Here is a 23,737-nt window from a genome sequence, read left to right on the forward strand (position 1 = left end):
CCAGGCAGGCATTACCGGGGCAAATCATCCTGCCTTCAGCAATGCGACAAACGTATTGAGGGTCTCCTTCAGCGAAAGCGCGGCCGCACATAGCGCTGCCTCGCGAGGCGACGGTGGCTCTGTGCCGTTTGCGACCTTCAGTTCACACATCGACAACGCCTGACTCACCAGTTTCTGCGCTTTCGCTTCAAACTCCTGCACGTCCAATCGAGACACGCATTCACCTCGGCGTTGGGGGCAAGCCAACGACGCACGGCCTCAGTCACTGTCAGCCAAAGCGATACGTTACGCGGCCTGGCGTCTGGCGTTTTCCTTGGCGACGGCGAGAAGGTACGTCAGGTCCTCCCCGAGGATTTCCGCCATACGCTGGGCATCGGATATCAGTACGCCTTGTGGCTTGCCCGTGTTCGTCGCCTTTCCGCGCATGGCCGACCATTTTGCCGCCCCCGCCTTGGCGGGGGCATCCGGCCAGACCATCTTGGCGAACTCGCCTTTTCTCCAGCCTCGGGCGTAAGCCCGTTCGGCGACGAGTTCCACAAAGGACCGCTCCAGTAAGGTTGCGAAATCGTCCATGGTTGCCTCCGGTCCTTTGACTTTAGCGGAAATTCCTTCAGTGTCTAGTGAAAATTTCCTGTTGTGTAAAGAAGGAAATTCTTATAAATTCGTCTCAAGGATAACTCCATGAAAGATATCTTTGATTTGCTCCTTCGTCGTATGGGTTCACACGAGGCTGCAGCCAGGGCTCTGGGCTACACCGGAAGACAGTACCGGAATATCAGAAAAAAAGTCGAAGATGGCGGGAAACTCCACCCGCGTGTGGAGACGTTTATCCTTGTAAAAAGTCAACTTATCCAAGGAAATTCCATCGATTTATTTGATCCCTCGCTGGCGACTGGTGGGGGCGCGGCCCCGGCCGGAAACGTATCGCTCGGCTAGGTATGGTTAATTCCCTGTCGCAAACCCTGCTCAAGATCACAGCTCCAGGCCTTCCGGATTTTTATCAGGGTACGGAGCTTTGGGACTTTTCCATGGTTGATCCCGACAACCGCAGGCCCGTCGATTTCACCCAGCGCCAGAAGATATTGGCTGATATCAGCGCAGCTTATGCCTCGGACAGAAATAATCTGCTGCGCGAACTTATGGAGAAACCCGAGGACGGCCGCATCAAACTTTTCCTGACATGGAAAGGCCTGGGGACGCGCAGGGACAAGGCCGAGCTCTTCCGGAAGGGACAATACCACCCCTTGGAGTTCGCAGGGCCCCGGTCAGAGATGGTTTTCGGTTTTGTCAGGGCACTGGGTGACGACACTGCCCTGGCCATCGTTCCCAGGTTGTTCGCCAAGGCGGCAGGAAACGAGGCCCAATATCCCATGGGGATTTTCTGGGACGATACGAATCTCACCTTGGCCGGGGCTCTTGCAACGGTCCGTTTCCGAGCCGGGACGTTCGCACCCCTTGGTTGTCTACGTTGACGGGCGAAGTGCTCTTACCCGGCCATCGGGTCCAGGAGGGAAACGAACAAATTTATTCTTATGGCTGGTTATAACGGAACGGATACGATAGCTATGAGACAAACCCCGAATCGTGGGGACAACGCGGCACGGTTTACGAGGCGCCGGACACGACTCGGCGCCTGCCCGGCGGCAACCCGGGCGGTGCCCCATAAGGGGCGGGGGGCTCACTTCTAGAAGATTCTTGCCCAGGAGGTTGTGATGTCGGACCGATGTGTTTGCATCCATGGTCACTTCTACCAGCCTCCCAGAGAAAATCCCTGGCTGGAAATCATCGAGGTCCAGGATTCCGCTTTCCCCTATCACGACTGGAATGAACGCGTTACAGCCGAGTGCTACGCCGCCAATGCGGTGTCGAGAGCCCTGGACCAGCAGGGCAGAATCGCCCGTCTCGTGAACAATTACGCCAGGATAAGCTTCAATTTCGGGCCAACCGTCCTCCTGTGGATGGAGCACAACGCCGCCGAGGCCTACCAGGCCATCCTGGAAGCCGACAGGCTGAGCCTGGAGAAATACTCGGGCCACGGTTCCGCCCTGGCCCAGGGCTACAACCACATGATCCTGCCGCTGGCCAACAGCCGCGACAAGTACACCCAGATTCTCTGGGGCATCAGGGACTTCGAGTACCGCTTCAAGCGCAAGCCGGAAGGGCTGTGGCTCCCCGAGACCGCCGTGGATCTCGAATCCCTGGACATGATGGCCGAGCTTGGCATCGCCTTCGCCATACTGGCTCCCAGGCAGGCAAAACGGGTTCGGGCCATTGCCGGGGGCGAATGGCAGCCGTCTGGCGAAGGGACAATCGACCCGGGCATGCCCTACCGAGTATCGTTGCCCTCGGGCAGGGCCATGAACCTGTTTTTTTACGATGGCCCCCTTGCCCGGGCCGTGGCCTTTGAAGGCCTTCTCAACAATGGCGAAGACTTCGCCAACCGACTCATGTCCGGCTTCCCGGCAGATAACGCCGAGCCCCGTTTGGTGCATATCGCGACGGATGGCGAAAGCTATGGGCATCACCACCGCGGCGGCGAGATGGCCCTCACCAGGGCGCTTGATTACATCGAGTTTAACGGCCTGGCGCGGCTGACGAATTATGGCCAGTACCTTGAGGAGCACCCGCCGACCCATGAGGTGGAGATCATCGAGAACAGCTCCTGGAGCTGCGTCCATGGGATAGAGCGCTGGAAATCGGATTGCGGGTGCAACAGCGGCGGCCACTCGGGCTGGAATCAAGCCTGGCGGGCTCCCTTGCGTGAGGCCCTGGACTGGCTCCGGGACAGCGTCAACACGGCTTTCGAACAGTTGGCCCAAGGGTTGCTAAGCGACCCATGGGCCGCCCGCAACGCGTACATTGACGTTGTCGTGGACCGATCGCCCGCCCGGGTCGGCGGATTTCTCAGCCGCCATGCAAGCCACCCGCTTCACGAGGATGAGGAGATCGCAGTCCTGAAGCTCATGGAACTCCAACGGCATGCCATGCTCATGTACACGAGTTGCGGCTGGTTTTTCGATGAGCTCTCCGGGATCGAAACCGTGCAGATCATCCAATACGCCGGCAGGGTCCTGCAACTGGCCGAGCAGCTTTTCAGCTTGTCCTATGAGCCGGAGTTTCTCGATCGCCTGGAACAGGCCAAGAGCAATATCGCCGAACTCAAGGACGGGCGCGGCATCTATGAACGGTACATCAAGCCCGCCAAGATCGATTTGATAAACGTCGGCGCGCACTTTGCCATGAGTTCTCTGTTCAAGGAATACGGAGAACGCGATTCGCTCTATGCCTATTCCGTGGCCACGGAAAACTACCGTCGTTTCCAGGCCGGCAAGGCAAAACTGGCGATCGGACGGGCAAAGGTCATTTCGGAAGTCACCTACGAATTCATCACCCTCTGGTTTGGCGTCTTGCATCTCGGCGATCACAACATCACCTATGGCATTAGCGAATATCTGGAGCCCCAAAAATACGAAACCCTGGTCAAGGAGCTTTCCGAAGCTTTTTCCAACGCCGATCTTCCCAAAACACTCCACGTGCTGGATCAATATTTCCAAACCTCCACGTACGCCCTGACCTCGCTGTTCATTGACGAGCGGCGCAAAATCCTGGGCACGATCATGGAGCCGACGCTGCAAGAGGCTCAGGCCACCTATGACGCGGTCTACGAACACCACGCGCCTTTGATCCGCTTCTTGAAAGAGGCTGGCACGCCGCCGCCCAAAGTCCTGTCCGTGGCGGCGGACATGTGCCTGAATGCCAAGCTCGGCAAGGCCTTTGAGAGCGGAGAACCAGAGCTGCAAACCGTGAGACCTCTTCTGGAAGAAGCCCGGTTGGCGGGCGTTACGCTGGAGGCGACCGGGCTTGGTTTGTCGCTTAAAAACACCATCGAGGGCATGGCGCAACGGTTCGCAGAAAACCCCAGTGAGCTTTCCTGCATGCAACAGTTGAACAATGCCGCGATGCTGGCCCGATCCATGCCGTTCGAGGTCAATCTCTGGAAGCCCCAGACCCTGTGTTTCAAGATCCTCCATGCGCACTGGTCCGAGTTCAAGGACAAGGCCGGTCAAGGAGACGCCGACGCCAAGGAGTGGATCCGGGACGCCACGCTCCTGGCCGAAAATTTTTCCGTCCAACTGCCTTCGCCATAGCCAGCGAACACGACTGGCGCTCCCTGGCCGCATACGGGCCGACACGAAGCAACGCTTCAAGGATTGTATGTTTCACTTCAAGTCCGATGACTCCCGACAGACGCCCTCGCGGCTCGTTGCGGCCACACGGAGGTCAAGGCGACATGCCCAGTAAGCCCCAGCGGCGCTACCCGATAGGAGCCGAGGTCCAGCCCAAGGGAGGGACTCATTTTCGCGTCTGGGCGCCCCGCGCCGCAACGGTCGATGTCGTTGTGGAGTCCGGGCCAGGGGCTCCGGCAACCATTGCCTTGGAGCCTGAGCAAAACGGCTACCATGCGGGACTGCTCTCCCAGGCCGCCGCCGGCACCCGGTATCGTTTCCGCCTCAATGGTCAAAGCCATTATCATCCCGATCCCGCCTCGCGCCATCAACCCGACGGCCCCCATGGCTCTTCGCAGGTGGTCGATCCCGCGACGTTTGCCTGGCGGGATGCCGGCTGGCCGGGCGTCGGCATCGAAGGGCAGATTCTCTATGAGATGCACATCGGGACGTTCACCCGGGAAGGCACCTGGGCGGCGGCGCAACAGGAACTGCCGGAACTGGCGGCCTGCGGCGTCACTGTCCTAGAGGTTATGCCCGTGGCGGATTTTCCCGGCCGTTTCGGCTGGGGGTATGATGGGGTCGGCCAATTCGCGCCGGTTTGGCTGTACGGCCAGCCGGACGATTTCCGACGTTTCGTGGACGAAGCCCATGCCTGCGGCCTGGGGGTCATCCTGGACGTGGTTTATAACCATTTCGGCCCCAGCGGGAATTACCTCCATGAATTCTCCCCGGACTATTTCACCGCCAAATATGAAAACGACTGGGGACAAGCCAACAATTTCGATGGAAAAAACGCAGGCCCGGTGCGGGAATTCTTTCTGACCAACGCCGCGTACTGGATAGAGGAGTTCCACCTCGACGGGCTGCGCCTCGACGCCACCCAACAGATCTTCGACCAGTCGCCGGAAAATATCGTAACCGCCATCGGCAAACGGGTGCGCGAGGCGGCGCATGGCCGAAAGACCGTCGTCGTGGCCGAAAACGAACCCCAGGACACGAATCTGGTGCGTCCGACCAAAGACGGCGGCAGCGGCCTGGACGGCCTGTGGAACGACGACTTCCATCACAGCGCCATGGTAGCCCTGACAGGTCGCAGCGAAGCCTATTACACCGATTATCTGGGCACGCCGCAGGAATTCCTCTCCATGCTCAAATACGGCTACCTCTACCAGGGGCAGCGCTACAAATGGCAAAAAAAACGGCGGGGTTCACCGGGCCTGCACCTGCCCCCGGCGGGTTTTGTCCTTTACATCCAAAATCACGACCAGATCGCCAATTCCGGGCGCGGCGAACGGATTCAGTTCCTCACCAGCCCGGGGAGGCTTCGGGCCATGACCGCGCTTATGCTGCTGGCGCCGGGCACCCCCATGCTGTTTCAGGGGCAGGAGTTCGGAGCCTCCTCGCCGTTTCATTATTTCTCGGATCACGATCCGGAACTGGCCAAGCTCGTCAAGGAGGGCCGCGCTTTGTCCGTGCATCAGTTTCGCAGCCTGGACACCTTGGAGATGCAATCCTATCTTCCGGACCCCGGCAACCCTTCCGTTTTCGAGCGCTGCAAACTCGATTTCGGCGAACGCGAACGCCACCGCCCCATCTACGATTTGCATAAGGATCTGCTGCGCCTGCGGCGCGAGACCAAGGTCTTTCGCGCCCAGAAGCCCGGCGGCCTGGACGGCTCGGTCTTGGCCGAAGAATGCCTGCTGCTGCGCTTTTTCGACGATGCCGGCGACGACCGCCTGTTGGTGGTGAATCTCGGGCGGGACCTGCATCTGGACCCTGCCCCGGAGCCCTTGCTCGCCCCGCCTGAAGGCATGCGCTGGCAGGTGCTCTGGTCAAGCGAAGATCCCAAATATGGAGGTACGGGCACCCCGCCGCTTGATTCCGAGGAAAACTGGCGTTTCCCCGGCCATGCCGCCGTGGCCCTTTATCCGATGCCAATGGAGCCACAAAAGGATGCCTGACACGATCCGCCTTCTTCCCAAACACGAGAGTCAAGACCCGGTCCACCATCCCCACCTGCTTCAGGAATGGCTGGTCACCAACGGCCTTGGCGGCTACGCCTCGGGCACGGTGACCGGCGCCATCACGCGGCGCTATCATGGTCTGCTGATCGCGGCCCTGCCGAACCCTCTGGGGCGCATGATGGTGTTAAACGGCCTCTCCGAGAGGCTGCGGCTGCCGGACCGGCGCGTGATCTATACCGGAGCCGAGGAGCTGGCAGGCGTTTCCCCCGAGGAAGTCTTTCCCCTGACCTCTTTTCGGCTGGATAACGGCTTGCCGGTCTGGCGATATGAAACAGAAGATTTCGTTCTCGAAAAGCGCCTGCTCATGCCCTATCGGCAAAATACCGTGCATGTGACGTACGAACTGCTCCGCGCTCCCGGGAAGCTGCGACTGAATCTGCGCCCGGCCATACAGTTCCGGTCCCATGACGCGTCGGTCAGCCTGCTGCAATCGCCAAGCTATCACCTCTCGGTGTATGAGGACCAGTTCGAGATCTCCGGCGAGGCGCAGCAACCGGTATTGCGCCTGCTCCTCCACGGTCCGTCCACGGCCTTCACCATCGACGGCAAGGAAACATCCCCCATCCCCTACAGGACGGAACGCGATCGGGGATACGCCAGCGTAGGCTCCTTGTGGAGCCCTGGCTATTTTCGCACCGACCTGGAGCAAGGGCAGCAGACGACCCTGGTGGCGTCGACCGAAGCGTGGGAAACCATCCGGGCCCTGTCCCCGGAAGCGTCTTCCCGGGCGGAATCCCAGCGATGCAGACTGCTTCTGGGCGCGGCCGCGCCGCAGCTTCGGACCGACTCCGCCGCCCAACTCGTTCTGGCGGCAGACCAGTTTCTCATCACGCCGGTGGGACGCGTCCAGGATGCCGTGCGCGCCAAGGCGGCCGGCGACGAGATCCGCACGGTCATCGCCGGGTATCACTGGTTTACCGATTGGGGCCGGGACACCATGATCAGTCTCGAAGGCCTCACGCTCATGACCGGACGCCATCACGAGGCCGCCTGGATATTGCGGACCTTTGCCGAATACTTCCGTAACGGCCTTATTCCGAACATGTTTCCCGAAGGGGAAAAAGACGGGCTCTACCATACCGCTGATGCGACCTTATGGTTTTTCCACGCCCTCCACCGCTACGTGCTGGCTACCGACGACCGCACCACGTTGCGGCTTGTTCTCCCCAAGCTCGTGGACAGCATCCAGCATCACATGCGGGGTACGGATTTCGGCATCGGCATGGACCCCGATGACGGACTGCTGCGCCAGGGCGCGCCTGGCTACCAACTGACCTGGATGGACGCCAAGGTGGAGGATTGGGTGGTGACGCCACGACGCGGCAAGGCCGTGGAAATAAACGCCCTGTGGTACAACGCCCTGCGTTTGCTCGAGCAATGGCTCCTCGAAACAGGCGATGCCGCCGCCGCGGGCCCCATCGGCCGCACCGCCGACCGGGTCCGGTCCTCCTTCAACGAACGCTTCTGGTATGAGGCGGGAGGCTACCTCTACGACGTGGTCGATGCCGAAAGCGGCGGCAACGACGAGGCCTGCCGCCCCAACCAGATCCTGGCCATTTCCCTGGATCATCCCGTCCTTGACCAGACCCGCTGGCCCTGCGTCATGGAGGTGGCGACCAAACGGCTCCTGACCCCGGTGGGCCTGCGTTCCCTGGCCCCCGGCCATCCGGACTACAAGGCCCGCTACGACGGCGATCTGCGTTCCAGGGACGCCGCCTACCACCAGGGCACGGTCTGGGCCTGGCTCATCGGCCCCTACGTGGATGCCTGGCTCAAGCTCCATCCGGACCGGCCGGCCGAGGCCAGGCAGTTTCTGACCGGCCTCGTGGCCCATATCGAGGAGGCCTGCATCGGATCGATAAGCGAAGTTTTCGATGCCGAGCCGCCCTATCTGCCGCGCGGGTGTATTGCCCAGGCCTGGAGCGTGGCCGAGGTGCTGCGCTGCTGGGTCAAGACGGCGAGCGCGGGCGAAGACTCGAAACATCAAACACGCCCGGCCCCTCAGGGCAATGCCACGATCCTACAAAACAAGGCAGGACGGTATGCATAGCACCGCAAGCCATTCCCGACACAACAGGCGATGTCCCGCAACGCTGCTTTTCCAGGGAATCGCGACCGTGCTTTTGTTGTTGGGCACGGCGTATCCGGCCTTCTCGGCCAAGGCGGCGAAAAACCAATTCTCGCTTGCAAACGTGGAGCAGGCGGCCAAGGCTCTGGCGGCCGTTCCCTACCTGCCGCCGCCGCCCATTCCCGAGGCGCTCAAAAAGCTTGATTACGATACCTGGCGCAAAATCCGCTTCAAGCCGGGCAGCGCCTTGTGGAGAAAGACGAAATCGCCCTTTACGCTGCAATTTTTCCACCCGGGCTTTCTCTATGACCGCACGGTCAAACTCAACAGCATCGATGCAGGCAAGGTCGAACCCGTGGTCGTGACCAAGGAAATGTTCGACTACAGCCAGGTCCAGGAACTCAAGGCCCAGCTCCCGACGGAAATCGGGGCCGCCGGCTTCCGGGTCCATGCCGTCATCAACACCACCGCCTACCTGGACGAATTCGTCGTATTCCTCGGCGCTTCCTATTTTCGGGCCGTGGCCAAGGGGCAGGCGTACGGGCTTTCGGCCCGGGGGGTGGCTGTCAACACCGCCGAACAGGAAGGCGAGGAATTCCCTTGGTTCCGCGAATTCTGGATCGAAAGGCCGGCCAAGGGCCAAAAAAAACTGACCATCTATGCGCTGCTGGACAGCCCAAGCCTGGCCGGAGCCTACGCGTTCACCATTATCCCGGGCCGCGAGACCGTCATGGACGTGACCTCGCGCCTGTATTTGCGAACCCCCATCAAAACCCTGGGGATCGCCCCCCTGACCAGCATGTTTTTGTACGGCGAGAATTCGCCACCGAGCGGGCGCATGGATTGGCGTCCCGAGGTGCATGATTCCGACGGCCTGCTGGTCCATTTCCAGACCGGGGAATGGCTGTGGCGCCCGGCCCAGAATCCCCTCACCCTGCTTACCAGCAGTTTCGAGGCGGACAACGTCAGAGGCTTTGGCCTGCTCAATCGGGACACGGACTTCGACAACTACCAGGACATCGAGGCGCGCTACGAGAAACGGCCGAGCCTTTGGATCGAGCCGCGGGGAGACTGGGGCCCGGGCAAGGTGGAGATGGTGCTCATTCCCTCGGATCAGGAGATTCACGACAATGTCGTGGCCTTTTTCAGTCCCCGGGAACAGGCCGCGCCTGGCAAGCCGATGCGCTTCGACTACCGCATGCGCTGGCTGACGGCTCCGGGCGGGCTGCCGCCCGGCGTCATGACCATCGCGACACGAACGTCCCAGCCCGACAAGAACAGCCGGTTTTTCGTCGTGGATTTCCTGGGAGACAAGAGCAAGCCCTTCAAGAAGGATGCGAAAGCCGAGGCCGTGGTCAGCGTCGGCCCGGGGGGAAAGCTGCTCGAGCAGCAATGCTTGCGCAATCCGGCCACCGGCGGCTTTCGCCTGACCTTCAAGATCGGCCTGGATGGCGGCACGACCCTGCAGAACATGCTGCCGGAAAAACGCGGTCCCATCGAGCTTCGGGCGTTTTTGAAATTCGACGACAAGAGCGTGAGCGAAACCTGGAGCTACGCCGTGACGCCGGGGAATTCATGAGCCCGGACTCCCGCCACAAGCAGGACCCAGCCCCGGGGCAACCCGGGCTTGAGGCCGCGGGCACCCGACTGCTGGCCTATTTGCGCCATGTGCCCATGCCCGAACCGCAGCGGCTTCGGACGGCGCTTGACTGCCTGGGGACGATCCCGGACGCGGTCCGCGATCCCGGGGAGGTCGAACGGATGGCCATGGCCGCACTGTTCACGCGTCTCGGCACGCCGCGCCCCGATCCGCGACTGCGGCCGACGCCCCCTCTGAAGCGTACCCCCATGGCCCCTGAAAACATGGGAACGCGAGCCTGGCGCCGGGTCGTCGGCAAGGCCACGGGAACGGCGACGGCCGAGGAGGGGGTCGAACCCAAACATTCCAGCCTCCCCCAAACGTATGCCAATCCGTCCTGGAGCAAGGTGGCCGGCCGTCGCCGCATGGTCCTGGCGCTGCTTATCCTTGGGCCGACCGCTTTCGCGGTCCTGCGCATGGCCGCGGTCCTGCCCCATGGCGGCGGCACGGTCCTGGAAAAAATACTGCTGGTCGTCTTCGCGACTCTTTTTGCCTGGATATCCATCGGGTTCTGGACGGCCATGGCCGGTTTCGCCACCCTGGTCCGCCGCTATGACCGCTTTGCCATCACCCGTCCCGCCCCCGCCGACGCGGCCCCGCGTCCGGACGTCCGCACGGCCGTGGTTTTTCCGGTCTACGGCGAGGACATGGACCGGGTCACGGCAGGCATGGAAGCCGTCTACCGCTCCCTGGAACGCGAAACGGACATCGGCCGCTACGATTTTTTCATCCTGAGCGACACCCGCGACCCGGAAGCCTGGGCCGAGGAAGAGGCCGCCTGGGCCGGCCTGCGGGAACGGGTCGGCGGGCAAGACCGCATCTTCTATCGCCGCCGCCGGGTGAACACCAAGATGAAAAGCGGCAACATCGCCGACTTCTGTCGCCGCTTCGGGGCGTATTACATCTATATGCTGGTCCTGGACGCCGACAGCATCATGGCCGGAGCGACCATCGCGCGCATGGTCTCGGTCATGGAGTCCAAGCGGCATGTGGGCATCCTGCAATCGGTTCCCGCCCTTGTCGGGCACGACACGCCCCTGGCGCGGTCCCAGCAGTTCGCCAACCATCTCTACGGCCCCATGTTTTCAGCCGGACTGCACTTCTGGCTGCTTGGCGACGCCCAGTTCTGGGGGCACAACGCGCTTATTCGCATCAAGCCCTTCATGCGTCATTGCGCCTTGCCCCGGCTTTCCGGCAAGCCTCCCCTGGGCGGCGAAATATCCAGCCATGATTTCGTGGAAAGCGCGCTCATGCGCCGGGCCGGCTGGGGGGTGTGGCTGGCTTACGACCTCCCCGGCAGCTACGAGGAATCGCCGCCGAACCTGCTGGCCGAACTGGCCCGGGACCGGCGGTGGTGCAAGGGCAACATGCAGCATCTGCGCCTGCTGTTCACCAGGGGGTTGATTCCGGTCCACCGGGCCCTTTTCGTCAACGGCATCATGGCCTACGGCTCGGCCCTGCTCTGGTTCCTGTTCCTGGCCGTCTCCAGCGTCGAAGCCGTCATCGAGACGCTCACCCCGCCCACCTATTTTCCGCCCACGCGCACCCTGTTTCCCGAGTGGCCGATCTGGGAGCCCTGGTGGGCCCTAAGCATTCTGGCCACGACCGGCGTTTTGCTCTTTTTGCCCAAATTCTTCGCCGCCATCCTGGTGCTCGCCAAGGGTCGGTCCCGGCTTTTCGGGGGTTTTCTGCGGCTCATGGCCGGCATCGCCCTGGATGTGCTCGTTTCTTCGCTGCTGGCCCCGGTACGGATGCTTTTTCACAGCAAATTTGTATTCATTACGCTCCTTGGGCTGGAAACCGGCTGGGGCCATCAGGTCCGCGACGACCGTGCCACCTCCTGGTCCGAAGCGATCCGGTTCCATGGCGGCGGAACGCTTTTGGCCGCCCTGTGGGGCGGCGTGCTGTATCTCCTAAACCGGGAGTTCTTCTGGTGGATCAGCCCGGTCCTTGGGCCGCTGTTGTTTTCGATCCCCCTGTCCGTGGTCACGAGCCAGCCGGGACTTGGCCGATGGCTCAGACTCATCGGCGTGTTGCGCATCCCCGAGGAAACGGCGCCGCCACGTGAACTGGCGGAACTGGCGGCCTTGCACGAACAAAACGCCCGCGCCCCAAGGCCGTTTGCCATTCCCAGGGAAAACGGCGTGGCCCTGACCGTGGTCGATCCAGCGGCCTGCGGTCGACGGATCGGCCTGATCGGCCGCCCCTCCCGCGCCGACAGGGCGGACAGGCCGACACGTCAGGACCTCGTGGACAAGGCCGTAAACCTTGGACCAGATGGCCTGACGCGGGCGGAGAAAGCGTCGCTGCTTGGGGATGGCGCCGCCCTGGTCGAAACCCATCGCAGGCTCTGGCTTCTCGGCGAGGACGTCTTGCGTCGGCAATGGCTGGCCATCTGGCGCTAGGGTTGTGTCCCTTAAAAATACGATAATATTTTTAAAGAAAAACAATTATTCTAAAGAGTTGTTGTCCTCAAAAAAAGCATGCCCTTTTAGAGGACGCGATATGAGGACAAGGAACGCGGCAAGCCCCGGTCACGTCGCCACGAACGGGCCTTGTCGTTCCGTGTTTCCGGGGATTCACACCGGTCGATTCCGACCGCCCCGGGCGGACCAACCGGTCCGGGCCAGGGCGAGGCCTCTCTCTTATTTGTCCACGACACCTTTGACGTGGCCAATCTTTTCTTGAATTTTCCCGCCCACGCCTTCAACCTTCCCTTCGGCTTCCAGGGTCGGATTGCCGACGACGTCCCCGACCACTTCCTTTATCTTGCCCTTGACCTGATGTAACTTTCCTTCCGCAATGTCTTTGGTGCTGGATTTCATGAATTCCTCCCCTGTGACATAGGTGTATGCAATAATGAGATGCTGACTTTCAGCAAACATCCTTGCTACATATGCTTGAGGATGATTTGCAATGATTGACTATAATTTCCCCAACAAATACAGAATGAGAAGAATAATCAAAATTGTGCCAACCACGCCGCTCGGACCATACCCCCAAGACCGGCTATGCGGCCACAATGGGATTACTCCAAGAAGAACCAGTATCAAAACGACCAGTAAAATAGTGCCAATGGACATAAGTCTACCCTCGTTTAAGAGTTGTGAAATACGAATAACTGTTCTTCAAGTGAAACCGCTTCACGGCAGGTTCTAGTCACTGGAAATGGCCTTGACCTGCAACCCCTTGGGGCGGCTTCAATATGCAACTTGTGCCTGGAAACAAGCAGCATCTGCGACATTCACAACACCACGGGCCGGATTGGCGGCCTTGGGTTCAGTTCCCGCGATCGTCATGTTGTTGACCACCCGTTTGACGCCATACACATCGCTGACAAGTTTGGTGGCCAAGTCCTTTTCAGCCGCATTCCTGGCCTTGCCCCCCAGGGTGACCACGCCTTCCTTCGTTTCGGCCGTGGTATTGAGGGCGTTGGTCGAGCGATGCGAGAGCAACGCCATCTTGACCAGGGCGTTGGTGGATGCGTCATCAACGGATTCGCCCATGGCGTCCATTTTATCGCCCATCGTTTTTTCACCGACCCTTTTTTCGCTGATCGGATTTCCGCCTATCTCCACGTCGGCAGGAGCCACTGTCATCTCGTTGGTGACTTTCTTTACTCCATCCACATCCCTGGCGTATTCCGTGGCCAAGTCTATTTGGGCTTCGCTGGTGGCCTGACCGCGCAGGACGACGACCCCTCCCGTTACGGAAACCTGGGTCGCCATGGCGCTCACGCTCCTGTGAAACAGCAGCGTGGATTTGACCTTGGCAAGGAGCCACCCATCCGAGTTCGCAGAGGGGACAGCACTTTTCATTGTAAGCTGGTTGTCCACGCTGACGACTCCGGGCAGACCGAGAATAGTCTCTCGGGCCAAGGATTTGGAGTATTCCTCGGAAACAGTCCCGCTTAAGGTAACGGCTCCGTCCCTGGATTGAATCCGAATGGCATCACCTTTGAGAACTGTCGTGAACACATAGGACTTCTTTACCGCCGTTTCGATGTCGTCATCCATGGCGGAAGCGAACATGCGATCGCCTCTTAATAATAAGAAGGCCAACACTGCGAGCAACACCAAACGATATATCGCAACTTTCATACCTTATCCCTTTTTATGTTCACCTTTACGGCCTCCTAGAAACTTTATTGCAAAAAATTTGCTTTCATACTTTTTCTCAAAATCGACATATTTTTGTTAATAACCCTGGTATTCTAGTCTACTACAAACACTTTTGCTGTTTTAGTTGCGCTACGCCATCAGGCTCTTCTAACCAAGCGCAAGAGGAAAATCAGGATCACCGCCCCCAAGGTGGCCACGATGATTGCACCGAGCAGTCCTCCTCCACCGATGCCGGCGAAGCCGAACAGATATCTGCCGATCACTGCGCCGAGGATTCCGACGGCCATGTCCCCGAGGACACCGAACCCGCCTCCCTTCACCAGGACGCCCGCCAACCATCCGGCTATCAGACCGACCAGCAGAAACCAAAGAAGCCCATTCATGATCCACTCCCATGTCCCTTTTGGGGACTTACCGAGATCCATAGCACGTTTTCCAAGGAATGCGACAATAACGGGACTTCCCGCGAATATATATTTTGCACATAATTCCATGCGAACCTCATGGCGCGTCATACGGCAAATCAAAGCGCATCTAACAACGCCTGAACCTTTGCTTTTCCAAAGCGTAACAATGCAAGAAACGCAGAGCGCGGCAAGAGGCAATCGCCTGTGGGCGACCCGTCAGACGGTGTTGGTGTATCGACCAAATCGACGCGGATATGGATGCTCGATGTGGTGCAACAGATGGGGGAAGCGGCAGGAAGGACTGGATATATTCTGGCGACAGGCTCCGACAAGCTTCCCCTGTGCCCATTTTCGCCCGCCAGCCCAAGCCCTTCACCTGCGCAGCCGCGGCGAACATCACCCAAAAGGGGGAAGCCAATCGGTCAGATCATGCGCGACCGCAATCGGTCCGTTCCATTTTCTATCGACAGCAATTATTATTGATTACGGTGCCAAGCGATTTATTCAACAATAAGTGCCCTTGTCATTCGACCTTCCGTGGGTGGAGATACGGCAGCAGGCGATCCGTTTCTTTCTTGACTACGGCGTAACACTCGCAACTCAACTGCTCCAGCTTGGGCCGATCCAAAACAGTGATGTGCCCTCGGCTATACTCAATCACACCGAGTTTTTGTAATTTGCCGGCAGCATCGGTAACGCCCTCGCGGCGTACGCCCAGCATGTTGGCAATCAATTCCTGCGTCATGGTCAACTTATTGCTTGGCAGGCGGTCCAGGGAAAGCAAAAGCCAGCGACAGAGCTGCTGATCAATCGTATGGTGGCGGTTGCAGACAGCCGTCTGGGCCATTTGCGTGATAAGGGCCTGGGTGTAGCGCAGCATCAACTGCTGCAGATCGCCATGCCGGTTGAACTCCTCCTCGAGCCTGCCTGCCAAGAGTCGATAGGCGTGCCCGGCGCTTTGCACGATCGCCCGACTCGGGGTTCTGCCTCCGCCCCCCATGAACACCGCGATGCCGATGAGGCCCTCGTTGCCCACCACCGAAATTTCCGCTGAAGCACCATTTTCCATCACGTAAAGCAGCGACACGATGGAATCAGTCGGAAAATAGGCGTGGCACAAGGCATCCCCGGATTCATACAAAACCTTGCCCAAGGGCATCGCCACCAGTTCGAGATGCGGGATCAGTCGGTTTTGGACTTCGGCGGGCAAGGCGGCCAGAAGATGGTTCTGTTGTGGTGAGGTCATCTCGGACATCCGAGCCTCCTTTTTGACCTGGAAAACAATGTTCCCTTAATGCCCCCAAAAAAAACTTTTTCCAACTCTTTTTTTTGAAATTCACATCCGAGTGTCCCGGTATCTATGGTTAATCCAATCCCCTGAAGCGTCCAAACCCGAGGGTTTGAGACGGACTCGTGAGTTGTGGGCAAAAAAAACAGGACGGATTTGGAAAATGTGCCCTATCGCACAGACCCGTCGAATCCCCAGGGGTACACATCGTAATAACGAGAAAACCTCCAAACGCAAACGGAGACGGTCATGCTCGGAACTCTCGCGGTTATCCTTATTGTCTTGTGGCTTCTGGGGCTGGTTACCTCATACACCCTGGGAGGATTCATTCACATATTACTGGTTCTGGCGATTATAGTAATCGTTGTCCGGCTTATTCAGGGCAGGCGTATTTAGCCAGTGAACGCCGGCGGCATTCGCGCAGTATCTTCTGCCAAACACAGACCGCTAAAAAACGCCTCTGAGCTGTGCTGCACACACGTCATCATGCGTTGAAGCTATTTTAAAATTAACTATGCGGTATCCAAAGGGTAAGGATTGTTCCAATGTGTTTTGAATCTATCATCTTTCGGAGCCACACAGGCTAAATTCTTTTCCAAGGGGAACAGGACCAACACTGCCGTGCGCAGGCGGCGCGGCGTAACACGAAGGAGTTTTTTATGAATATCCGTCTCGCCTTCCCGATCTTTGCCCTTGTGCTCTTGTCAGCCTTGATCGTTGCCTTCGCCGGTGCGGCCCAGGCCCAGATGGCGCCGCAAACCATGCAACAAAACATGGCCATGACTTCCACGGGGCCCCTGAGTTCGCAGCAGCAGGCCATACTGGCCGAGGCCTGGACCTTGACTCCCCAGGCGACGGCCCGGGCCAGCATGACCGACCTGCCCCTTCGCAACTGCGAAGGGCTGTACTGCGGCATCCTGGCCAAGATGCCGATGGGCGCCCAGGTCGACATCCTGGTCAACGACCGCGAGGGCTGGGCATTGGTCCATGTGCCGAGCCTCAATATGTATGGCTGGGTCAACACCAACAACATCTTCTTCTAACCTCCGATGTCCCGGGGCCGGCCGATTCATCATCGGCCGGCCGTCTCGACCGCCCCCAGGCCGGTACCGCTGCACCGGCCTGGGACTGCATCCGCCAGCTTATCGACGAGAACATGAGATCCGGCAAATGGGCCGGACGCGTTCACACCAGCTTCCCACCCGCCCCCCTCGGCTCCCAGCACACCGGCCACGCCAAGCCCCTCGGCCGCAAGTTGGGCTGGGCTTGAAATTTTGCGGCAGTGCATCCTGCGCTTCGACAACACCATCCCGGCCAAAGAGGAGGCGAATACGTCGACGCCGCCCGAAATGACGTGCGCTGGCAAGGAGTTCGCTGGAATGCGCACTCTCTGCGCCCCTGCCTCGATGCTCTTATGCAAAGACTTTCCAATAGACTGTCGAAAAATCTTCTCGCGTAATTCAAACGATACAACAATAGAATAAGTTCCAATAATTTTTAATAGTTGCCATTGGTTAATCCTGATATTGAATTGTATCGTCAGCCTTTTGGTTATCCTTAGGTGCGATAGCGCACAGACGCAGTGAGAATTCCCTGTAAATGTCCCATCATCGCAGATCCTCATTGCTATGTCGGCAAAGAGATGCATCGGAGAATATTATGCAAAAGACCAGGGAAGGCTCCCCGCAGAACGGCACCATGCAAACGACCAATCAACCCCAACAGCTCCGGCCCGCGACCGCGCCGGCTCTCAAAACGCCAGAATGCGCGCCGCATCCCCCGCAAGCGGCTGTGGACGCCCCACGTCGCGAGAGTCCCGAAGAAGCGTTTAGGAAATTGTATTTGCGAAGCTAACCAAAAAATCGTCGTAGTCCGGGCTGGCGAGCAAAAATACGGACGCGACGCACAAAGCACTCATGATTTCATACCGGAGCAACCACCATGAAAAGACGATATGATACCCAGATACAAGTAATATTTTTCATCGGAATCATGGCCATAACAGCGGTTGGATGCGTCCCGAGAAACAAATCCAATTACGATCCTTCATATGGTTCAGCCACATATTCACAAAAAAATTACGTAGCAGTTGAACCTTCCACGCGTCGCTACTATCGGGACGAGAACGGAAGGCTCTATCACGTCGACCCAAAGGGGGGATTGCGCGTGATTGAACGAAATGTCCGCGTTGAACAGGGGACTGGCGGATTGTTTACAATCATAGACAACAATAATACGCGATACTATTATGACGAAACAGGCAGGCTTTACTACAGAGATAATATTGGAAATATTATCTATGTAGAGGAAAGCGACTCTGGCAAGGTCATCGATCCACTACCCATTTTGCGCGGTGACTATTCCGGACAGTCCATGCGTTTAAGAAGCCCTAGATATTGTACAGGAGAGTGGAACATGTGCTTGAACCATTGCAATCATCCGGTTGGCCTTGGAAACAAGCGAGCCTGTTTTGAGCAATGTGACTTCGCAAGGGAGCAATGCCTGCGACCTTATTAGGACTGCCCTCATGAGAAGACCAGAGTTCAGATATTCAAGGGCGGCGCGCAAGGCTGACTCAGTGAGAACTGCCTGGATAACAGCTGATTTACAATGACCGATTGTGCTCTAGAAGCATTCACGTCCACCTCGGCCCCCTGACATGGATACAACCTCTACAAACGGAGTTACAATGCGAAAGATACTGATTTGTATGCTTTCAGTGCTTAGCCTGGGACTCGCTTTGCAGGCCGTCGAGGCCCAAGCCGAGACATACGCCTGCGTCCGCCCCGATGGGGCCCAAGTCTGCACCATCAACGCAGGCAGGACCGACCCGAGCGTGCAGTGCAATCGTGAATGCCAGGATTGCAATTTGGTCTGCACCGCCCAGATGCGGGTCATGAGAGACGGTGGCCAAATCATGACCTCCCCCGGTCAATCCATGCCTGGACGCCGCCCCCCGGCGGTGGCTCCCGGAACCGTGGAAACGCCCAAATATTGTCGACAACTGTATAACGGCTGCGTCAGCGCCTGTCGGTCGAATCCCAACAACAAGAATAGGTATGACCGCAATGCCTGCATCTCCAGTTGCAAAAGCACGCGGAGTGGCTGCGGCAGAAGGTAGTCAATCAACGCTAAAGGCAACAAGGGCATATCCCTCTAAACTTTATGGACACATATACAGCCAACTCTCATGCTCACGGACAATGGAATTCGGTGCAACGGAAAACCTAGTCGCAACACCAAACCATAGCCATTCGAGGTTATTATGAAATACGGGTATTCTTGGATATTCTTTCTGATTGGTCTCATCATTCTCAGCGCGGAAGTATGTTACGCGCAAGAGACAATGCAGCATCCTGCACCTGATGTTGATGGGAAAGTGTGGATGGCGTCAACCGAACAGGAGAAGCGAGCCTTTTTATTTGGAGCGTCAAGTGCGCTCGTGCTCGAATATCATGTCAGGGAGAAGCATTCGGAACAGCCGTCCAGATTCGTCAAAGGCTGGGTCGAGGCATTGAAAGATATGAGCTGGGCGACACTAGCCAACAAGATAGACGCTTACTACCGCAATAATCCCACAAAAATGGATAAACAGGTATTTGATGTCATTTGGCATGAAATTGTCATGCCGAACTGGAAAAATTAAGGATACCACCATGCAAAAAATACTGCTCACCACGTTGATGTTACTCTTGCTGGGCATCCCAGCCTGCACACGCATGTCTCCTACGCAGCAGGGCGCCTTGTCCGGCGCGGCCATTGGAGCGGGGGCTGGCCTGGGGATCAGCGCCATAACAGGCGGCAACCTTGGCGTTGGTGCACTGGTTGGCGGTGCTCTTGGTGGTGTTGCCGGGACAATCTACGGCAACCAACAGGAGCAAAAAACGTATAGACGGTATTAATAAGACTTGTATAAATACAAGGAGTCAAAACAAAGCAGAATGACGCATGATCTCTGCATCCACTACGGGAATTTTACCCTCAACAACTACCAGATCATCATTGTTATCATCCGTCCAAGAGGACGGTAACCAGGAGAGAACGTATGACAAGCTTCAAATTTATGCTTCGTGCCTGTTTTGCAACTTTAGCCTTGCTGATTGTAACCGTCCCACCAGTTGCCTGGGGACAAACGGCATCGCCTCCCGTCGCTGAGGGACAGGCCAAGGTGAAAAAGCATTCAGTGGATTGGATTGAAATGCGGATCACCAAGCTCCATAAGGATCTTCACATTACCGCCGCACAAGGGGCGGCCTGGAATGCCGTCGCTGCTGTTATGCGTGACAATGCCCAGTCGATGCGGACCATGCTCGATACTTGGGCCGAGAAGGCTCCCAAATTAACTGCGCTCGATAGCTTACGGATGCAGGGGGATATGGCCGAGGAACATGCCAAGGGCATGCAAAAACTTATCCCTGCCTTTGAAGCCCTTTACAATATGATGCCTGATGGCCAAAAAAAGATTGCCGACGAGGTTTTCGCACGCCATGAAGGTCGAAAATACCATAAGGGTACGTAAAGAGTTGAAGTATCGGCTGCCCATATTGCGTATCATGACCATGAGTCCCCTTTAAGGAGGACATTATGAATCCATTGAAAACAAGCATTCCCAGTTTACTGGTGATTGCTTTTATTGTCTTAACAACAAGTTATAGCATTGTACCTGCGCTTGCCTACGATGGGAATGTACGAGGTGGCCACAATGGATATCATCATCCAGCGCATCGGGTGAGGCACCCAAAACAACCATGTCTATTATCCCCCACACGGTGCGTACTACGCGAGGCAGCGGGGGTATTACCCGCCGCCGCCACCGGTTGTATTGATGCCGCCGCCGATCTTACCGGGATTTAACATCGTTATTCCGCTTGGGAGGCGTTAGTGCTCGGGAGTGCCTCGGAGACGGTGTAACCGCTTTTGTTGATGGTTTGCCGAGACACTCCTGAAGTGCATTCGAACCCCGTCACCTCACCCTCTTGCCGCCTCCTTCCGGAGTGGCAAGAGGGTTCCAGGAGACACGGAGTGCCCGATCTCCTTGCGAGGTCACTCCCCAACAGCTGCAACAGGAACACTACATTTTTTCAGGAGGAGCATCATGACCACTACATGCAGTATCGCGATCACGTTTGAAATGTTTATCTTTTCACTGCTTATGCTATGCTTGGCAAGCCCTGCCTGCAGTCAACCGTTTCCGGAAACGTATACCCGTCCAGGAACCGTTGTTCACGAACAAGCGGGAGGACATTTCGTTCGAGTCGGAACCCAACACCGCTACTACGTGGACAGCATGGGGCGACGTCACCGCATCGTGCGCGAAGTGATTGAGCCATCGGCTCCCCTTGGGATGCTCTACTACATCGAGAATGATGACCACCAGTACTATGTTGACGAAGGACATAGACTTTATACCCGGGACACATCTGGAAGAGTTTATTACCTTGAGGAAGTAGGGCAAAGGGGCAATGTCCAATCAAGGACTACCATGCGTGAAAATAGGCCATATATGGCAGTTCAGCCAATGATGCAACGTGAATCTTGCGCCAGTCAATATGGAAAGTGTATGGCAGGATGCCAAGGTATTTCTCGTCGAGAAGCATACACAAAACCTGTATGTATCAACAATTGCGAGATAATTAAAAATGGATGTCGTGGACAATAAGGGGATTGCCACGTCCGGAAGGAGAGAAAGCCGGGACTCTCCTTCAAAATTCCGGTGCGTTCATCAAGCACAACCAGCGCATCCGAGCCTTCTACAGCCCACACGCGGACGAAATCCATCTGCCGCCCAAGGAGCCGTTCGTAGCGCTGGAGGCCTGTTACGCCACGGCCTTGCCCGAGTTTGGCCACTGGACTGGGCACGTCTCGCGTTGGGCCAGGGAATTCCCTGGACGGTATTCCGACCGGGGTCATCCAAAATCACATTCCGGCGAGAAGACCAATTGGAAAGCGACTGGGCACGTGCTCGTAGAGAAGCAGAAGTCGGCTCTCAGGGCCGAGGCGAAAAACCGCCGGGAGCAACAGGAGAAGACCTCCAAGCCTAACCTTCCAACGCTTGCCAATGCCAAGGGAGTCGCCCCGGGCTGGTATGCCTCGTCGGTTGCGAAAAACGCTCTCTCACTCCGCCTGCTTGCCTGGACAAAGGGAGAATCCACGCAGCAAGAGGTCGAATAACGCCGGGAAGGCGCCCTTTGAAGTCTGAATATTGCCTGTATTGCCGGATTGTTGCGTTGCAGCCCAAATTTTTGAGCGCTATTTGTCTATGAAGATCGACAAGTCATATCGAGAAGCAATGCTTCAAGCGAAGGTGATGCGCAATAATTGTTGAAGAACTTTCTTGTTTTTTGCGCTATACAGGGAGGAAGCGCCGGATTCGAATGTAACACGCCAACGAGCAAGGTGGTGCATTATGAAAATTCTTCTGGTTTATCCAGTTTATCCAGATACTTTCTGGAGCTTCAAGCATATCTTGCCCTATCTTTCCCGAAAAGCGGCCTTTCCGCCGCTGGGCCTGCTGACGGTCGCCGCCATGCTGCCGGAGCGGTGGGAGAAGCGACTTGTCGATGCCAACGTCGCCCCTCTTCGTGACGAGGACCTGGCCTGGGCCGACATGGTTTTTCTGAGCGCCATGCTCGTGCAGGAGGCCGGAGCCAAGGACGTCATCGCCCGGGCCAAGGCCATGGGGAAGCGCATCGTGGCCGGAGGACCGGCCTTTACCGCCCAACCCGAGCGTTTTCCGGGCGTGGACCATTGCGTCCTCAACGAGGCCGAACTCACCTTGCCGCCCTTCCTTGAGGATCTGGCCCGGGGGACGCCGAAACCCCTTTATACGACGCCCGACAGGCCGGACATCGCGACGACTCCGATCCCGCTATGGGAATTGATCGACTTCCGGGACTACGTCACCATGTCCGTGCAATACTCGCGCGGTTGCCCGTTTGATTGTGAATTCTGCGACATCGTGGTCCAAAACGGCCGCCGGCCCAGAGTCAAATCGGCCGACCAGATGCTGCATGAAATACAAAGCCTGCACGAGGCCGGCTGGCGCGGCCCGGTCTTCATCGTGGACGACAATTTCATCGGCAACATCGCCTCGGTGAAACAATTCCTGCCCCGGCTCATCGACTGGCAGACCCGGCACGGCTATCCCTTCAAATTCATGACCGAGGCGAGCATCAACCTGGCCCGGGACGGCGAACTGGTGCGCCTGATGAGCAAAGCCAATTTCCACAAGCTCTTCATCGGCATCGAGACGCCCTCCACGGACAGTCTCCAGGAATGCGGCAAGAAACAGAACGTGGCCACGGATTTTACCCAGGCGGTCAAGACCCTGCATCAAAACGGCCTGCAGGTCATGGGCGGGTTCATCGTCGGGTTCGACAGCGACACGGAAAGCATCTTCGAACAGCAAATCCGTTTCATCCAGAAAATCGGGGTGGTCACGGCCATGGTCGGCATTCTTACCGCCATGCCCAAGACACGGTTATGGCGCCGACTCAAGGCCGAAAACCGGCTTCTTGGCGATGCCACGGGCGAAAATACGGACGCCAGCCTGAACTTCATCCCGACCATGAGCCGCGAAACGCTGATCAACGGCTACAAACGCCTCCTCTCCACGCTCTATTCCCCGGAATATTACTATGACCGCATCAATACTTTTCTGAAAAATTACAATCCGACAGCCCGAGGCAAATTTGTCCGGAGCGATTTCCAAGCCTTTCTCAAAAGTCTGTGGCGCATCGGCATCTTGTCCCGGGCCAGGTTCGACTATTGGAAACTCATCCTCAAAACAGCCCTGACCAAGCGGAAGGCCCTGCCCGTGGCCGTGGAACTGGCCATCCTCGGCCGGCACTTTCAGTTGGTCGCCAAGCGGGCGCTGCTGGCCAGGGATGCCTGGGCCGAATCCGCGGCGAGCGAGTCCTCCCGTACTGGATGAGGCACGGGTGGCGAAAGGGCACAGCAGT

Annotated in this window: 22 protein-coding genes; 15 read left to right on the forward strand and 7 right to left on the reverse strand. The window is 57.8% G+C overall.

Annotation, left to right across the window (positions count from 1 at the left end; translation table 11 throughout):
- Positions 1–24: 24 nt before the first annotated feature.
- Both K9F62_00285 and K9F62_00290 read right to left on the reverse strand, forming a co-directional pair.
- Complete coding sequence (locus K9F62_00285; GenBank protein UJX41179.1) at positions 25–216, reverse strand: hypothetical protein; 192 nt, start codon at positions 214–216, stop codon at positions 25–27.
- Positions 217–285: 69 nt separating this feature from the next.
- Positions 286–573 carry an immunity protein gene (locus tag K9F62_00290; GenBank protein UJX41180.1) on the reverse strand — a complete coding sequence of 96 codons (288 nt, stop codon included), beginning with the start codon at positions 571–573 and terminating at the stop codon, positions 286–288.
- A gap of 108 nt (positions 574–681) precedes the next feature.
- Between K9F62_00290 and K9F62_00295 the strand changes: the two genes are divergently transcribed.
- From K9F62_00295 to mdoH, 7 genes are all read left to right on the forward strand, one after another.
- Positions 682–936, forward strand: a complete 255-nt coding sequence (locus tag K9F62_00295; GenBank protein ID UJX41181.1) for a hypothetical protein — start codon at positions 682–684, stop codon at positions 934–936.
- A 2-nt stretch (positions 937–938) separates the two neighbouring features.
- The gene (locus K9F62_00300) at positions 939–1,472 is read left to right on the forward strand and encodes a hypothetical protein (GenBank protein ID UJX41182.1); all 534 of its coding nucleotides are present in this window, start codon (positions 939–941) and stop codon (positions 1,470–1,472) included.
- A gap of 240 nt (positions 1,473–1,712) precedes the next feature.
- The gene (locus K9F62_00305; protein ID UJX41183.1) at positions 1,713–4,148 is read left to right on the forward strand and encodes a DUF3536 domain-containing protein; all 2,436 of its coding nucleotides are present in this window, start codon (positions 1,713–1,715) and stop codon (positions 4,146–4,148) included.
- Positions 4,149–4,291: 143 nt separating this feature from the next.
- Positions 4,292–6,190, forward strand: a complete 1,899-nt coding sequence (gene treZ, locus K9F62_00310; protein UJX41184.1) for a malto-oligosyltrehalose trehalohydrolase — start codon at positions 4,292–4,294, stop codon at positions 6,188–6,190.
- The gene (locus K9F62_00315) at positions 6,183–8,303 is read left to right on the forward strand and encodes an amylo-alpha-1,6-glucosidase (protein UJX41185.1); all 2,121 of its coding nucleotides are present in this window, start codon (positions 6,183–6,185) and stop codon (positions 8,301–8,303) included. The genes treZ and K9F62_00315 overlap by 8 nt, the downstream gene beginning before the upstream one ends.
- Positions 8,296–9,900, forward strand: a complete 1,605-nt coding sequence (locus K9F62_00320; protein ID UJX41186.1) for a glucan biosynthesis protein G — start codon at positions 8,296–8,298, stop codon at positions 9,898–9,900. The genes K9F62_00315 and K9F62_00320 overlap by 8 nt, the downstream gene beginning before the upstream one ends.
- Positions 9,897–12,365: a glucans biosynthesis glucosyltransferase MdoH gene (gene mdoH / locus K9F62_00325; protein ID UJX41187.1), complete on the forward strand. Its 2,469-nt coding sequence runs from the start codon at positions 9,897–9,899 to the stop codon at positions 12,363–12,365. The genes K9F62_00320 and mdoH overlap by 4 nt, the downstream gene beginning before the upstream one ends.
- A 240-nt stretch (positions 12,366–12,605) precedes the next feature.
- Here mdoH and K9F62_00330 read toward each other — a convergent pair whose 3' ends face one another.
- The 5 genes from K9F62_00330 to K9F62_00350 form a co-directional block, all read right to left on the reverse strand.
- On the reverse strand, positions 12,606–12,764 hold the full coding sequence (locus K9F62_00330) for a CsbD family protein (protein ID UJX43087.1): 159 nt from the start codon (positions 12,762–12,764) through the stop codon (positions 12,606–12,608).
- A 120-nt stretch (positions 12,765–12,884) separates the two neighbouring features.
- Positions 12,885–13,043: a DUF3309 domain-containing protein gene (locus tag K9F62_00335; protein UJX41188.1), complete on the reverse strand. Its 159-nt coding sequence runs from the start codon at positions 13,041–13,043 to the stop codon at positions 12,885–12,887.
- A gap of 117 nt (positions 13,044–13,160) precedes the next feature.
- The gene (locus K9F62_00340; GenBank protein ID UJX41189.1) at positions 13,161–14,060 is read right to left on the reverse strand and encodes a BON domain-containing protein; all 900 of its coding nucleotides are present in this window, start codon (positions 14,058–14,060) and stop codon (positions 13,161–13,163) included.
- Between the two features lie 158 nt (positions 14,061–14,218).
- Positions 14,219–14,464, reverse strand: a complete 246-nt coding sequence (locus K9F62_00345; protein UJX43088.1) for a GlsB/YeaQ/YmgE family stress response membrane protein — start codon at positions 14,462–14,464, stop codon at positions 14,219–14,221.
- 547 nt (positions 14,465–15,011) lie between these two features.
- Positions 15,012–15,743: a Crp/Fnr family transcriptional regulator gene (locus tag K9F62_00350; GenBank protein UJX41190.1), complete on the reverse strand. Its 732-nt coding sequence runs from the start codon at positions 15,741–15,743 to the stop codon at positions 15,012–15,014.
- Between the two features lie 282 nt (positions 15,744–16,025).
- Between K9F62_00350 and K9F62_00355 the strand changes: the two genes are divergently transcribed.
- From K9F62_00355 to K9F62_00390, 8 genes are all read left to right on the forward strand, one after another.
- Positions 16,026–16,172, forward strand: a complete 147-nt coding sequence (locus K9F62_00355; GenBank protein ID UJX41191.1) for a lmo0937 family membrane protein — start codon at positions 16,026–16,028, stop codon at positions 16,170–16,172.
- 263 nt (positions 16,173–16,435) lie between these two features.
- On the forward strand, positions 16,436–16,819 hold the full coding sequence (locus K9F62_00360) for an SH3 domain-containing protein (GenBank protein ID UJX41192.1): 384 nt from the start codon (positions 16,436–16,438) through the stop codon (positions 16,817–16,819).
- Between the two features lie 2,222 nt (positions 16,820–19,041).
- Complete coding sequence (locus K9F62_00365) at positions 19,042–19,422, forward strand: hypothetical protein (protein UJX41193.1); 381 nt, start codon at positions 19,042–19,044, stop codon at positions 19,420–19,422.
- 10 nt (positions 19,423–19,432) lie between these two features.
- Positions 19,433–19,678 carry a cell envelope biogenesis protein OmpA gene (locus K9F62_00370; protein ID UJX41194.1) on the forward strand — a complete coding sequence of 82 codons (246 nt, stop codon included), beginning with the start codon at positions 19,433–19,435 and terminating at the stop codon, positions 19,676–19,678.
- 143 nt (positions 19,679–19,821) lie between these two features.
- Entirely contained in the window at positions 19,822–20,295 is a 474-nt protein-coding gene (locus K9F62_00375) for a Spy/CpxP family protein refolding chaperone (protein UJX41195.1), read from the forward strand.
- A 576-nt stretch (positions 20,296–20,871) separates the two neighbouring features.
- Positions 20,872–21,435, forward strand: coding sequence for a hypothetical protein (locus K9F62_00380; protein UJX41196.1), 564 nt, complete (start codon positions 20,872–20,874; stop codon positions 21,433–21,435).
- On the forward strand, positions 21,420–21,947 hold the full coding sequence (locus tag K9F62_00385) for a hypothetical protein (protein ID UJX41197.1): 528 nt from the start codon (positions 21,420–21,422) through the stop codon (positions 21,945–21,947). Before K9F62_00380 ends, K9F62_00385 begins: the two co-directional genes overlap by 16 nt.
- A gap of 235 nt (positions 21,948–22,182) precedes the next feature.
- Positions 22,183–23,709 (forward strand): DUF4070 domain-containing protein, encoded by a 1,527-nt coding sequence (locus K9F62_00390; protein ID UJX41198.1) that lies wholly within the window; start codon positions 22,183–22,185, stop codon positions 23,707–23,709.
- Positions 23,710–23,737: the final 28 nt, after the last annotated feature.

This window comes from Desulfovibrio sp. JY (assembly GCA_021730285.1).
Classification (GTDB): Bacteria; Desulfobacterota; Desulfovibrionia; order Desulfovibrionales; family Desulfovibrionaceae; genus Solidesulfovibrio.